13 protein-coding genes and 2 pseudogenes are annotated in these 14,407 nt (G+C 38.1%); 11 read left to right on the top strand and 4 right to left on the bottom strand.

From position 1 onward, the window contains the following. The first annotated feature begins 189 nt into the window (after positions 1-189). The 6 genes from allD (at position 190) to PSE83_RS05420 (ending at position 7,565) form a co-directional block, all read left to right on the top strand. Positions 190-1,236 carry an ureidoglycolate dehydrogenase gene (gene allD / locus PSE83_RS05445; RefSeq protein ID WP_164565004.1) on the top strand — a complete coding sequence of 349 codons (1,047 nt, stop codon included), beginning with the start codon at positions 190-192 and terminating at the stop codon, positions 1,234-1,236. A 235-nt stretch (positions 1,237-1,471) separates the two neighbouring features. Then, on the top strand, positions 1,472-2,704 hold the full coding sequence (gene allC, locus PSE83_RS05440; RefSeq protein ID WP_036958433.1) for an allantoate deiminase: 1,233 nt from the start codon (positions 1,472-1,474) through the stop codon (positions 2,702-2,704). Positions 2,705-2,762: 58 nt separating this feature from the next. Then, positions 2,763-3,548 carry a (S)-ureidoglycine aminohydrolase gene (gene allE, locus PSE83_RS05435; RefSeq protein WP_004261565.1) on the top strand — a complete coding sequence of 262 codons (786 nt, stop codon included), beginning with the start codon at positions 2,763-2,765 and terminating at the stop codon, positions 3,546-3,548. Between the two features lie 157 nt (positions 3,549-3,705). Continuing rightward, positions 3,706-4,284, top strand: coding sequence for a 2-oxo-4-hydroxy-4-carboxy-5-ureidoimidazoline decarboxylase (gene uraD / locus PSE83_RS05430; protein WP_104873608.1), 579 nt, complete (start codon positions 3,706-3,708; stop codon positions 4,282-4,284). Positions 4,285-4,319: 35 nt separating this feature from the next. Then, positions 4,320-5,201: an aspartate/glutamate racemase family protein gene (locus PSE83_RS05425; RefSeq protein WP_050763772.1), complete on the top strand. Its 882-nt coding sequence runs from the start codon at positions 4,320-4,322 to the stop codon at positions 5,199-5,201. Positions 5,202-5,876: 675 nt separating this feature from the next. Beyond that, positions 5,877-7,565 (top strand): site-specific integrase, encoded by a 1,689-nt coding sequence (locus PSE83_RS05420; protein ID WP_272660705.1) that lies wholly within the window; start codon positions 5,877-5,879, stop codon positions 7,563-7,565. Positions 7,566-8,198: 633 nt separating this feature from the next. Here PSE83_RS05420 and PSE83_RS05415 read toward each other — a convergent pair. After that, positions 8,199-8,777, bottom strand: a complete 579-nt coding sequence (locus PSE83_RS05415; protein ID WP_272660704.1) for a hypothetical protein — start codon at positions 8,775-8,777, stop codon at positions 8,199-8,201. A 12-nt stretch (positions 8,778-8,789) separates the two neighbouring features. Continuing rightward, a pseudogene (gene tssD, locus PSE83_RS05410) lies at positions 8,790-9,265 on the bottom strand (type VI secretion system tube protein TssD). A 116-nt stretch (positions 9,266-9,381) separates the two neighbouring features. Between tssD and PSE83_RS05405 the strand changes: the two are divergent. Next, positions 9,382-9,553 (top strand): annotated as a pseudogene (locus PSE83_RS05405) (recombinase family protein); the annotation flags it as partial. 406 nt (positions 9,554-9,959) lie between these two features. Here the strand turns inward: PSE83_RS05405 and PSE83_RS05400 are convergent. Continuing rightward, on the bottom strand, positions 9,960-10,829 hold the full coding sequence (locus PSE83_RS05400; RefSeq protein ID WP_272660703.1) for a hypothetical protein: 870 nt from the start codon (positions 10,827-10,829) through the stop codon (positions 9,960-9,962). Positions 10,830-10,928: 99 nt separating this feature from the next. On the opposite strand from PSE83_RS05400, the gene PSE83_RS05395 reads away from it, so the two are divergent. The 3 genes from PSE83_RS05395 to PSE83_RS05385 all read left to right on the top strand — a co-directional run bounded on the left by PSE83_RS05395 (position 10,929) and on the right by PSE83_RS05385 (position 12,451). After that, on the top strand, positions 10,929-11,177 hold the full coding sequence (locus PSE83_RS05395; protein ID WP_172766927.1) for a hypothetical protein: 249 nt from the start codon (positions 10,929-10,931) through the stop codon (positions 11,175-11,177). 5 nt (positions 11,178-11,182) lie between these two features. Then, positions 11,183-11,935 (top strand): glycine zipper domain-containing protein, encoded by a 753-nt coding sequence (locus PSE83_RS05390; RefSeq protein ID WP_004261601.1) that lies wholly within the window; start codon positions 11,183-11,185, stop codon positions 11,933-11,935. A 63-nt stretch (positions 11,936-11,998) separates the two neighbouring features. Beyond that, the gene (locus PSE83_RS05385; protein ID WP_272660702.1) at positions 11,999-12,451 is read left to right on the top strand and encodes a tetratricopeptide repeat protein; all 453 of its coding nucleotides are present in this window, start codon (positions 11,999-12,001) and stop codon (positions 12,449-12,451) included. Positions 12,452-12,504: 53 nt separating this feature from the next. Here the strand turns inward: PSE83_RS05385 and PSE83_RS05380 are convergent, their stop codons facing one another. Beyond that, the gene (locus PSE83_RS05380; RefSeq protein WP_172766925.1) at positions 12,505-12,765 is read right to left on the bottom strand and encodes a hypothetical protein; all 261 of its coding nucleotides are present in this window, start codon (positions 12,763-12,765) and stop codon (positions 12,505-12,507) included. Between the two features lie 154 nt (positions 12,766-12,919). Here PSE83_RS05380 and PSE83_RS05375 point away from each other — a divergent pair, with 154 nt between their 5' ends. Next, positions 12,920-14,356, top strand: coding sequence for an SEFIR domain-containing protein (locus PSE83_RS05375; RefSeq protein ID WP_004261611.1), 1,437 nt, complete (start codon positions 12,920-12,922; stop codon positions 14,354-14,356). Positions 14,357-14,407 lie beyond the last annotated feature (51 nt).

Raw genomic sequence — 14,407 nt, 5'->3', positions numbered from 1 at the left:
GACATTAAAAGAAAAAACACCAAATTTAAAACTATTAGATTCGTTCTAATAATTAAGGGGCTATTTGCATAATTTTTTATAAAATCAAATAAAAATAATCTAGATCACATTTATAGATAATTTAGTTGTTACATTGGTATCAGCAAAGAGTTTTATTAAACTTCGAAAACACTAAAGGGTTATTTATGTATGAAAGTTTCTAAAGAAAAACTCCATCAGCTCATCGCTAATAAAATCCATGCAGCAGGATTATCTAAAGATCATGCTGATATCGTTTCTGATGTTCTTGTCCATGCCGATGCAAAGGGTATTCACTCCCACGGTGCAGTGCGTGTCGAATATTATGCAGAGCGCATTTCGAAAGGTGGCACAAATAACTCACCTAATTTTACTTTTGATAAAACAGGTCCTTGTAGTGCTGTCTTTGACGGTGATAACGGCGCAGGCCACGTTGCTGCAAAACTGAGTATGGACGAAGCCATTAAAATGGCAGAAGAAAATGGGATTGCAGTGGTAGGAGTGCGCCGTATAGGTCACAGCGGCTCATTATCTTATTTTGTTCAACAGGCTTCTAGTGCTGGCATGATAGGTATTTCAGTTTGTCAGTCAGACCCGATGGTGGTTCCTTATGGTGGTGCTGAAACCTACTATGGTACTAACCCTATCGCATTCTCAGCGCCGGGTGAAACAGATAATATCACTTTTGATATGGCGACTACCGTACAAGCCTGGGGCAAAGTGTTAGATGCTCGTTCAAAAAATGCAAAAATTCCAGATACTTGGGCTGTAGATAAAGACGGTAACCCAACAACAGATCCATTTGCAGTAACGGCATTACTCCCAATTGCAGGGCCTAAAGGTTATGGCTTGATGATGATGGTCGATATTCTCTCCGGTGTATTACTTGGACTGCCTTTTGGTAAACACGTCAGTTCCATGTACCACGATTTAACGCAAGGAAGAGAGCTGGGCCAATTACATATTGTTATCAACCCTGCTTATTTTACTGACCCTGTGATGTTCCGCAAACACATCACTCAAGTCATGAATGAACTCAATGCCGTTAAGCCTGCTCCAGGCTTCGATAAGGTTCAATTCCCAGGACAAAATAGCTTAGCAAGAGAAAAACAAAGTGAAGTAAATGGTATCGATATTGTCGATGAAATTTATGATTATTTGGTTTCTGATGATATTTACCAAAAATCCTATGACAATAAATCACCATTTGCCAGCTAAATAAATACGGAAATACGATGATTAATCGGATCTCCTGCCAATATTTATTGCATCGTTCTACCCCTAATCACTCGATAAATAAGAGATTAGGGGTTCCTTGCCAAATATAACAAAGATACAGTAGAACCATTAATTATTTTCTTTTGCCTATGAAAACAAATATCGCGCTTTAGTGACAACACAAACTGTTTTGTTGCTACAGCACACAGTATAAAAATCACTAGGTGGTATGAATATGAAGGACTTTACAAAAGAAGTTAAAGAAACTTCAAATTGGCTGTCTCAACACGGCGCGGTAGAAAATAATGGCATGACGCGCCTGCTTTATACTCAAGAATGGGTTAGTGCACAAAGAGCGTTAAAAAATGCATTCGAAAGTTCAGGTCTATATGCCTATTACGATGATATTGGCAATCTGTTTGGTCAACTCAAGGGCCGTAAATATCCAGATCAAGTGATTTTATCAGGATCACATATCGATACCGTTATTAATGGTGGAAATCTAGACGGGCAATTCGGAATTGAAGCCGCCTTTATAGCTTTAGATTATCTGCAAAAAACATATGGCCAGCCACTCAGAACATTAGAGGTTGTTTCCTTAGCGGAAGAAGAAGGTAGCCGCTTCCCTTACGTGTACTGGGGTAGCAAAAATATTGTCGGTATCGCCAAAAAGGAAGACGTTAAACATATTTCAGATGCTGAAGGGGTCAATTTTGTCGACGCAATGTCGCAAGCTGGTTTTAAATTTCGCCCCGCCAACCAAAAACCTCGCAGTGATATTAAAACCTTTGTTGAATTACATATTGAACAAGGTAACGTTCTTGAACGTGAACATATTACAATTGGCGTTGTGAATAGCATTGTTGGTCAACGTCGTTACAATATAACCTTAAAAGGTGAAGCCAATCACGCAGGCACAACGCCAATGGGGTATCGTAAAGATACTATCTGTGCCTTCAGCCGTATTTGCTATGAATCCACTGAAAAAGCCAAACAGTATGGTGACCCATTAGTACTCACGTTTGGTCGAGTAGTTCCCCACCCAAATACGGTGAATGTGGTCCCAGGCCAAACTGATTTTACGATTGATTGTCGCCATACCGATAAAGCAACGCTAGTTGAATTCACCGCTATGATAGAGAACGATATTCAACGAATTTGCGCTGAAATGGGTATTGAGGTAAAAATCGACCTCTGGATGGACGAAGCACCAATTCCAATGGATGAGCAGCTAGTTACTTTCGTAAAAAAAATTTGTGATGAAAATCAATATAGCTATAAAGTCATGCACAGTGGTGCTGGCCATGACTCACAAATATTTGCCCCTATTGTTCCAACCGTCATGATGTTCGTTCCCAGCATTAAAGGGATCAGCCATAATCCTGCGGAAGCCACTACATTAAGCGATCTCGCTGAAGGAGTGAAATTACTGACGGAAGTTTTATATAAATTGGCCTATCTGGAATAGATGTTCTGCAACATATAGCCAAAACAACAAATAATGAAATTACTTAGGAGAGGTTAAAATGGGTTATTTAGATAATCAAATTGGCTACCCAAATGATATTTTGGCGTCACGTGCAATTATCAAAAAAGATAATTATGCCATCATTCCACCTAACGGGGTTGTTTGTAATATCATTCCCGGTTTTACTGACTGTAATATGACAATTTTATCCACCCCAAAATTAGGAGCTAGCTTTGTTGACTACGTCGGAACCTTATTCAATGAAGGTGGTAACTTAGCGGGTTTTGGTGGCGGTAAAATTGAATGTATTATTTATGTCATTGAAGGCGAACTAATTGCTTATTCTGATAAAGATGAACATAAATTAACCCAAGGTGGTTACCTGTATTGCCCAGCGGGTGTCACCATGCGCTTTAAAAATAATAACAAGGGTAACCCTTCACAAATATTTTTATACAAACGCGTTTATGAACCAACAGAGGGCCATAAAGCACACGTGGTTTGTGGTAACGTCAATGAGCTTCCTAAAATTGATTATGAAGGAATGCACAACGTCCATTTACAAGACTTATTACCTAAAGACCTTGGTTTTGATATGAATATCCATATTCTAACCTTCCAACCAGGTGCTAGCCACGGTTATATCGAAACCCATTATCAAGAACATGGTGCGTTAATATTATCGGGTAAAGGTATGTATAACCTCGATAATGATTGGGTTCCTGTCAAGAAAGGCGATTATATTTTTATGGCATCATATGCACTGCAAGCAGGTTATGCTGTTGGCGACGAAGAATTTAGCTATATTTATTCTAAAGATTGTAACCGTGATATTGAACTATAATTTCAAATAACTATTTTGCAATTCATTATCTATATTCTAAATTATTTGAATTGTAAGAAAACAGAATAGTCTCACTCGCAATCAAAGGCATTAATAAATAATGCCTTTGATTTCTTTAAAATTAAAATCAACTTTACCATTATATAAAGGAATAGATATGAAATTAATTAAATGCGCTTTAATTTCTTTGCCTTTGTTACTTTCTGCACACTATGTAACTGCCAGTCAAGTTTATAATATTGATGAAGTAAATAAAATGAGTGTTAATGATTACGAAAAAACATTCTCGAATATTTTTGAAGATACAACGTGGCCTATTGTCGAGAGTGCCTCTAAACGCCCTTTTACTGGGTTTGTTAATATGTATATTGATCTTGTTAATGTGGTTGAAAAATCGGGAGCAGAGAAACAATTAGAGCTCATTAAATCTCATCCTCAATTAGCGTGCAAAAATTTGCGCAATAATAACATCGCAGCCTTATCACAAGGGGAACAATCAGGTGCTGGGCTCAATGAATGCACAGAGGAAGAGGCCAAAGAACTAGCTAAATTAAATAAAGAATATAATGAAAAATTTGGTTTCCCTTTTTTATTGGCCGTTAAAAAAGCCACTAAACAACAAATTTTCTCTTCTCTTAAAACCAGAATCAATAATACCAGAGATCTAGAATTTAAAATTGCCTTACAGCAAGAATACAAGATTGTCCTATTTCGTTTATTAGATACCGTTCAATAATCACATTTATGTTATTTCAACTAAGGACAGTTCAAATGAATATGAATAGCAGCCGTAGAAATTTTATACTCGGAGCATCGGCTTTAGCGACTATAGCGGTTACCCAAAAAACTATCGCATCTACCGACTCAACGGCCAATAATTTAATGAAAAAAATACGTTTATTAGTCATTAATCCAAATACTTCTGAGAAATTTACTCAGCTCATCGTCTCTGAAACACGTAAAGCTGCAGGAGATAATGTCGAGGTTGTTGGGCTAACATCCAGTTTTGGGCCTGACTATATCGGCAGCGAGGTTGCTATCGGTATCGCAATGCATTCACTCATTGATATGATGGCTAAACAACTTAAAAAAGACGCACAATTTGATGCCGCGATTATTGCAGGTTTCGGCTGCGGCGAAGCCTCTATTTTACAAGAGATGGTGCCTTTTCCAGTCATCGGCTTACTCGAAGCATCTCTGTCCACTGCCCTGCTATTTGGACGTAAATTTTCAATTCTCTCGGGAGGCGAAAAATGGAAGCCTATTTTGGAAAAACAAGTTGAAAATTTTGGCCTAGCAAACCGGTTAGCTTCCGTGAGAACTGTTTCAATGACAGGTGCAGAAATCGTTAACAATCCAGATAAAGCTTATGAAATGATAGTGAAACTCAGCGATACCTGTGCACAAAAAGATGGGGCATCCTGTGTCATTTTGGGGGGAGCTGCACTCGCAGGTTTCCCCGCAATCCTTCATGAGCGAGTAAGTGTTCCACTGATTGATAATCTCGCAGTAACCATTTCAACGGCACTCACTCTAGCAAAGTACGTTCCCCAGCCAAATCGTAACCAGCAAACGCCATCACCTAAAATGGGCAGCCAAAATTTATCACCAGAACTTTCTGATTTTCTTTTAAAAAAACAACAGATTAGTTAAAATTACACCAATGAATTTATCGAAGGTACTATTAATATCTATATGAATACGTCTCAATTAATGAAGATGGATATTAAAACTTATGTTAACCGAAAAATATTATGGCCCGCATTAGGCATGTGGGCCTTTTTTAGTTTAATTTCTAATAGACTAATTATAATTCACCTTCAGCAAAACCCACATTTCACACTAATTATCAATAAGTTAAAGTTTCTGGTTAATTTAAATTATGGCCAATAATATTCAATACCGTAAGAACCAAGGATGTTATTCTAGGTTTTAAACAACATTATTCATATCCTGAACAACATCCATTATGTTTTATACAAGAGCCAATAATGAATAAACCTTGAAGGTTATTAGAAAATTAATAGTATTACAGCCACTATGAATATTTCCAATATGAAAAATTATACCTTATTTAAAGCTAACCGAAAAAAATATAGTTTTTTACGTGAATTTAAGTAATCATAGACTCAAGAAATAAACTAATTCATTTTTAGGCACCTTATTAGGCACTTTTGAAAAGTTGAATTGAACATTAGCACTATAAAATCATTTAGTTAAGCGACGAATTCAGACTCCGCCAGCCACTATCTAACGACCTGATTCTTAACAAGTTTCAGGTCGTTTTTCTTTCTATCATGTCGAAATTGTGCCGCAGGAATGTACCGCATGACGACATTAAAACTCCCCCACTACCTTTACCAACGTGCTAATACGTGGTGGTTTCGTAAAACCATCCCGACCACAAACGCTCGCCATGACATCCGGCTGAGCCTCAAAACAAAGCAATTGCATGCAGCCCGATCATTAGCCTTAATCCTCAATAGTCAATATAATCACTGGCAAGTCCAATATTCAGGAAGCCCCAAGATGACCAAGGAACACATTGCCTTTTTTCAGCAGCAACTCAAGTTATTAGTCAACAGATGGTGGCAGCGTGAAATGGATGATTTTCATGGCAACCTTGATAAGGGCATTGATGAACTCAATGATTTACAGCACGTCGCAACGGGGCTTATTGAGTTTCATCACAAGCGTATTATTAAAAAAGAGTATCGGGACAATGCCAAAAACCAGATAATAGCTGCCACGTTACTAGATGAAATCCAAGAGCAACAATTGGATGTCACCTCTAATTTAGCCGAACAAGACTACCAGCAACTGGCTCTAATGGTTGACCAAGCCTCTTTGCAGCACTATCAACGGCTCAATACATATCTATCAAACCCAACACCTGACTGGTTAACCGCACCCGTAGCCTTTGAAGTTGAATCAATCATTGATGGTAAGCCACGTTATCCTCTATCTAAACTGATTAGCGAATATCAAGAAGAAAGCCAGCAAAAAGGGCACAGCCAAAAGACCAAAAATAAGTACGCCCAATGCCTTGCCTTAACAATAAGTTACTTTGGTGATGTGCTTGTTGATACGATCACACCCGAGCAAGGCAGACATTTTCGAGAGTGTTTAAAGACATTTCCTACTGGGATTAAAACAAAAGAGATGCAGGCGCAGCCACTGAGTGAAATCATAAAAAAACATCCACACGCTCAAACCATATCGGTAAAAACGGCGAATTCACACCTGCAAAAAGTGTCCCAGTTTTTTGATTGGACAGTGAAATTAGGGTATTTAACCCGCAATCCTATCCCTCAAGAGCCGCTTCCAACTCCACGCGTTAACCATAAAGACGATAGAGCCGTCATCACTGACGAGGAAGCCATACGAGTGTTTCAGCATCCCCTATTTACGATGCATCAAGGCGTCAAAACCAAGAAGATACAACAGCCTTACCACTTTTGGTTACCGCTATTGTGTTTATTTACGGGTATGCGTCCCGGTGAAGCTTACCAGTTGTTCACTAGTGACATTGAAAAGGTGAATGACATTTGGTGTATTCGTGTGGATAGCCGATATGAAAAGCAGCGGTTGAAAACACCGAATGCCAAACGCTATATCCCAATCCATCAACAACTTATTGACTTAGGCTTCTTGGTATTTGTGAACGATAAAGCAGGCACACATCGTGAAAATACACGCCTGTTCCCTGAAATTATGCTCATTCAAGACTCTTTTGCCGCCAAGCCCGGTGAATGGTTCAACCGTAATTTACGAGACCGTCAATCGCTCCCTGAGCACGTCACACTCTATAGTTTTCGTCATTACTTTAGAGATAAGCTGCTCGCTCTGCATCCGTCTGATGAATATTTGAATAAGATTATGGGGCACCAAACCAGTTCTTACGGTAAAGCCTTACCAAAGGAACAACAAGCCATGCATGAACTGGTGAACAAAGTCGATTTTTCAGCCATTATTGCTCAGGTAAAGCCTTATGAAACATTGGATATCTTCCACTAATAGTGGATAAACCAATAGACTACTTTTAGTCTACTTGGGGCCAATTTGGGTATCGAAAATTATTGTACGTTAAGACTATTTTTTAACCTTTTACCTTTGTCTCGTCTCAGTCGACGAAACTTACCTAAACCTTATCTCAATTGCCCTTCATGTGAAGGGCTTTTTTTTGCCTAAATTTAAAAGAATTCTTTCAGTTCACTTTTGTTTCTAAATACCATGTTTCTTATCACATAGTCTGCTAGATAAGCCACGATGGGAATAAGAAAAATAAAATGAATGATGTAGGAAGTAATGAATAAATCTGAAAGCATTTTAGATGTTAATGTGTATCTGTTTGGTTGAAATTCATTAATCCCCCATACGCTGATATTTATCAGATAAGGAACTAAGATATAAGCTACCAATCGGTATTTTTTATTTATTTTTAGTTCTTTTTGTGACGCATAAATAACAAAAAAAAGAAAGGCAATCAAATAGATAAAAAGCGCCAAAGAAAACGTTTTTTGGTACTCAATTGCCAGTTTTAAATTTATCGCGTGAGGGTAAAATTTGAAGAAATACTCATGCACGGTTTCTAAATAGAAAAATGCCACGCTAAGGGAAAGAGACAGGAATAAGATTAAAAATCTATTTTTAATAAGCACCGGATAAAATACCTCCGCGCTTAGGGTAATGCAGTTCTATTAGCTTATCTCTGAATGTCCAAGGGTCTTCACGAAATAGTTTGTTTTCTTCAAGTGCATTAAATATGCCGCCACTTTCTTTCAAAACATAAAAAACAGTGTCAGCATACATAGCCCAACCCGCAGTACCATAATTATAAATTAGCTCGGTGATTTTTTCTGCTTGCTCTCTGGGTACTGTAAATTCAATTATTTGGACGTCTTGACCATCCCACAACTGAAAAGACAGATAATCATCCCAATTAAATTCAGGATAATGGAAAAACTCCCCTGAACCTCGAGGGGTACGGTATTCTTCGATATTGTTATAGCATTCTTTTGAGGGGCATTCCGAATACCCACCAGACGGGTCATATAGTAAAGCGTCCTCTCCTTCTCCCACGACCAAGCCAGTATGACCAATACCCCAGTTATAGTTAACTATTACAAATATTTTAACGGGATCTTCTATCAATGAAGCTATGTATGGTTGTGGTGATGATACAATCGGCACATTAAAACGGTTGAAATACACATCGTTGATTTTCATTGATATTTCCCATTACAATGCTTCACTTCGAATACTATATCCCGATGCGTTAGCCTGAATGTGAGTGTAAGAGATACTCTCGTATAAAAGAGATACTTTCTCAAATGACTGTAGCTCATTTTCAGTTAGAGAACTGGGGGATTCGTTTGTAATTCTAACAATACTGGCTTTCGTTAATCTTATTTTTTATAAGGCATCAATTTACCGCTTTTATCAACACGGTAGTACTCAAAGACACAATCTAATATTTCATTATGAGATATGGCAGAGAGTAGTAGTGCTGAGGATTTATCGTCGGCTTTGACCATGATAAACGGAGCATGGGAAACATTTTGTTTTCTGGCTAAGTCATACGTTGTTGAATAAACCAGTATTTCATCCGTATGATTTTCTTGATACCTGTTACCTATCGAGTCATAACTTGAACAACCTGCAGAAATCAATCCTTGTTTGTTACCTTGCATTGTTAAATAAATAATATCAGCCATAATGACCTCTTAATTAGTTGTTAATTTAACTTAGGCTAGATCAACCATTAGTGGATTTACAATAAGTTAACTCTTAGTTCAGTTACGATTATCAGTGTGGCCTTAAAAATTCGCAGGTAAGTCGTCGTCAGCGGCAAAAACTGGAGTGTTGAACGCGCTCATATACTCGGCAAATACAAAGGTAAGTAAGCTTATCAGGAACGACACCAAAAAGTCATGTATTACAGGAAGGTTAAAAAACTCAGTATCCGAGAAACAGCTAAGGCAACGGGCTATAGTTCTTCGTAGGTTTGCAGGGTTCAGGATCTTTATAAATAATTGGGAACTGGTTAAAAACAGCCTTAACGTACAATAATTTTCGACATCCAAACTGATCCCTACTTACGAAATCGAGATTGGGAATGTTGTCGGCTACTGCGGGAGTGTAACGTTACATTATAAGAGAACGTTACAACGAATGACCATGATATCAACGTGTATCGCTGTTACGACTGTTACGTCATAAAAATACGTATCTGAACGAAAATTAGAACAGACTAAAAGTTAATCTAAACGTTATTTCTATTATTACGTATTTAGTTGCGTAACAGTCGTAACAACGATACAAGCCAACATTGAAGCACTTTTTGTTACATCCCGCTGGTGGTGTAACGTAACAAGGAGAGGTAACCCTCCCCCTTGTTAACTTTCATGATTAAACTGTATAGCTTTCCAGTACCTCACTCTCCTCATCGCTTTGGCCTAAGCGTGTACCTGATACAACATAGGTTTTTTGCTCTTCTGCTTGCTCAACATCGAGTATTTTCCCTGATATAGGGTACACGCGGCGGAGACCACCACCCTGCAATCGCTTAGTTACTGATGATTTGTTAGGTAAAAAACCTAATTCAACCAATATGTTGGTGACACTTTTATGGTCAAGTCCCTGACAAATATCGTTGCGAAACGATTCAGGGAAAACACAAAAGTCGTTGCCATCTTTGCAACCCCAAACAGGTCCATTCATATTTTGTCCAAATCGAGAGTCTCCCCATTTGAGTAATCGACCTCTAACAACTTCAAGTGCTTGGTTAGATTCGTGTGAGCCTTCGCCTCTTTCTAACAGCCATGCATCAAAACAGGTTTTTACCCCACGAAAAGCCTCGCCCTCTTCCCAGCCAGTAATGTTTGCCGCCAATTCTCCCGCTGCCGCAACGAGAGCAAACCGATTTGCAGCGCGTTTTATCTGTCCATCCGCATTATCGGGTACATATTGTAAAAACGCTGTCATCAGCTCCCTTAGCTTTATCGAGTACTCAACCTTATTACCCGCTAACGCCTTCAAGAACGCTCTGGAAGCGACACCATGGTACTGCTTGCTATTGCTATTTAACATTTCAGCAAAACTTGCCGCATCAGAAAAACCATGAAGTTCTTCAAAAAGACCTAACCCTTTTCCAGCATCTGCAGGAATGTCGATAAAACGAACTTCTTGTCCCGCCTTGACCATTTTGCCTGCTTGGCTCATTAAATTAGATAAGGAAACTTCACCTGCTGAAACAAAAATGAGCCTCCATGTTTTCAACGATGCCGCCCCACCAGAACGGTTTGCTCTTTGCTTGCTCGACCCATTATAACCTCTCAGGAGCAACTGGAGAGTCTCTAGGCCACACTAGCACCTTAGGTGACACTGAAATGTTTTCACGGTGATATGGGACAGCTAGAAGGCTTTGCCAGACCTAACGTTTTTGGCGGTGTTGACTACTTGAGTTCAACAGGTTCATTCCAAGCCATGTCTATACCCGATTTTCAAGGTATGACGTTGCATGATGTTGTCGATGGTTCATCTGAACACATCTCAATGATTGGGGATAACCTCACTGACGAACACGTTGATGGATTGTCCGGTTTCTTTCATAAATTTCTGGGATAGTTAACATGGACGACTTTCAACGCATTGAAGCCACTGCATTAACTATCATGATAATGCAAGCTACCGAATTCATAGAAAAAGAAGATGATACTGACAGTCTTGTCGATATACCCTACACACTGTGCAAATCACTTTGCGAAGCGAACAATTCGGAGCTTTATATCCACTTAAAACTAACTGATGAGCAAAGAGAGAAAAGCATCAATACAGTTACAGCTATGCTAGCGGATAATGATAATTGGCTAAGTCAAGCTGCTCATCTCTATAATCTATTTTTAAACCCACTGGGTAAAACTATACGAGACACCATCACTAAACAATATGATGAGAATCCACTGGTTAGAAAGATCACTCGTTTATACCGTGGGTTTGGTCTTGACTTAATGCTTGGCGTCTGTGATGAACTCATTAACCAAGGTGTACCACCTAACAAGTTATTAGCTGACTTTTCCAATTATCAACTTGCCAACCTTCCCTGTGATAACTTTGATGAGATCCTGCAAGTTAACGTTGATATTGGTGTTGTTTCTGGTCAAATTGACAGTAAGGAAGCGAAGTATGGCGAATTGGCAGGTAACGTAGGCGGCTTTGTTGCGGGAGCCAAAGCAGGAGCAATCATCGGTTCATTCATCCTCCCCGGTGTTGGCACAATCATTGGTGGTGGAATTGGAGCTGCCGCAGGCAAGGTATTCGGCAAACAAATTGGCAATCTTGCAGGTCAAGGGTTTATAAAACCGAAAGATAATACGCAAAAATAAATAAATGTAGCCTTAAGGATTACTTATGGCTACATAAAATAAAAACCACTATTGGAATTATTTATGAACTTTAAAAGTATAGTATCAACCACATTATTGTTTGTGACCGTTAGTATCAGTTGCCAAAGTGCCATTGCTTCAAATCAATCTTCTAACACAAAGAACTGCAACATTACCTTTCCGTCACAACAAGACTTAGAGAATGAAGGCGTTGATTTTGATCCCAGCATTTATAGTTGTAAAGATTTGGCACAACTACAGTCAAATGCTCAACGTAAGCAATTGGACGCATTAAGAATACTAGGAATAATGCATGAGAGAGGATACCTTGTTGAACAGAATACTGAAAAAGCTATCAAATTGTTAGAAGAAGCCGCAAACTTAGGGGATAAGCCATCACAACGCTACCTTGGCGAATCAATGCTACTAGTCATAACAAAAGAAAACGCTGATGGTACATATAGCATTGACGATAGTAGACAACTTTACTGGAAACAGAAAGCTGATTCCAAATAACTCCACACATAATAGCAAGCCCAAATCTGATGGGCTTGCATACACCAAATAGTTTATTTTTTACTAGTACGTTCTTTATTTGCCTGTGATAACACCGATGCAGCAAAAGTTTTAGTTTCGTCACTATACTTTGTGCTTTTTAACACATTAGATGCAATAGTTTCCATATCTGCCCCTGTTTGCTTCGAGCTACTTGATTGCGAAAGAACTGAAGCTGCTAAGGTTTTTTTGATTTGGGATGCATTTTTGCTTTGAATAGTTTTAGCTGCCTGAGATGCTAACTGCTTCGAACTTTGCTTCTTATTGACTGTCATTTCTTACTCCTTTAAGTTTAAGTCAACTTTCAATATATTGTATTACAAACTTCATGTAAATAACTACATGTAGTATTTTTAGGGTTCCCTTTCATCTCCAAGCGGTTATAATTCAATCTGACTACTTAATCTGTTTTTTGGAATTGATAAACTCATGGATAACCCTAAATTATTCATATCGTATAGCTGGTCTAATCCTGACCACGAGCAATTTGTGCTAAATTTAGCAACTGAATTAAGAGAGTCTGGAGTTGAGGCCATCTTAGACAAATGGGATCTAAAAGAAGGCCATGATGCCATTGCATTCATGGAAAAAATGGTTACTGATCCTGAAATACAAAAAGTAATAATCATCAGTGATAAAATGTATGCTGAAAAAGCAAATGGCAGAGCTGGCGGAGTTGGCACAGAAACACAGATCATATCGAGTGAAGTATACCAGCAGCAAGAGCAAAGCAAATTTGTCGCTATTGTTACAGAAAAAGATAGTAGTGGAAAAGCATACTTGCCTGTTTATTACAAATCTCGGATGTATATTGATTTCAGTGAACAAGACAACTATAACGAAGGCTTTGAGCAACTTTTACGCTGGATTTATGACAAACCTCTATTTGTTAAACCTGAAATAGGAAAACGCCCATCATTTCTTGATGATTCAGATAGTATCACGCTTGGAACAACTGCCAGCTATAAAAGAGCTATCACTGCTATCCGTGAAAATAAATCATTCATGACTGGTGCTATTGATGAGTACCTAACAATATTTTCCAATAATCTTGAAAATTTCAGAATTACAGAAAGAAATGGCGAATTTGATGATCAACTAATTGGTAATATAGACAAATTTCTACCATTCAGAGATGAAGCTATCTCACTATTTTCAAATATCGCACAATATGCAGCAACAGAAGAAAATATAATCAAACTTCACCGTTTTTTCGAGGCTTTAATCCCATATAGATATAGACCAGCCAATGTTAACCGATGGTCTGAATATGACTTTGATAACTTCAAGTTTATAATCCATGAAATGTACTTGTACATAGTGGCTATTTTAATCAAAAACGAAAGGTTCGAGTTATTAAACAAATTTTTAACGCAGCAATACTATGTTGGTGACATTTCTGACTTTAACAGAAACTCAATGGTTGGATATGATATTTTTCGTGAGCACCTTATCTCATTAGAACATAGAAATATAAGACTAAAACTTAACCGTCTATCACTATCCGCTGATTTATTAAAACAACGAAGTACCCATGCTAACATTAGTTTTGAGCACGTAATGCAAGCTGATTTTCTTTTATACATTCGATCAGTAATCCAAAATGGTAGCACGTACTTCCTCTGGTATCCTGACACTTTAGTATATAAAGGGCGTTTCAATCAAACTTTTGAAATATTTGCTAGAGCATCCTCAAAATCTTACTTTGATAAAATTAAAAGCCTACTATTGATTGAAAGCGTTTCAGACCTAGATTTATTAATGGGTTCATTTAAAAGCAATCGAAAAGATTTACCACGTTGGCAATTTGAATCAATTGATCCTGAATCATTACTTGGATATCAGAAGCTTTCAACTATACCATAAATATCAATTCAGCTCCGCATAAAGGGAGTTGAACTCAATACAAACCTCAAT

Source organism: Providencia sp. PROV150, assembly GCF_028481025.1.
GTDB lineage: Bacteria > Pseudomonadota > Gammaproteobacteria > Enterobacterales > Enterobacteriaceae > Providencia > Providencia hangzhouensis.
This window is presented reverse-complemented; position numbering and strand designations above follow the sequence as displayed.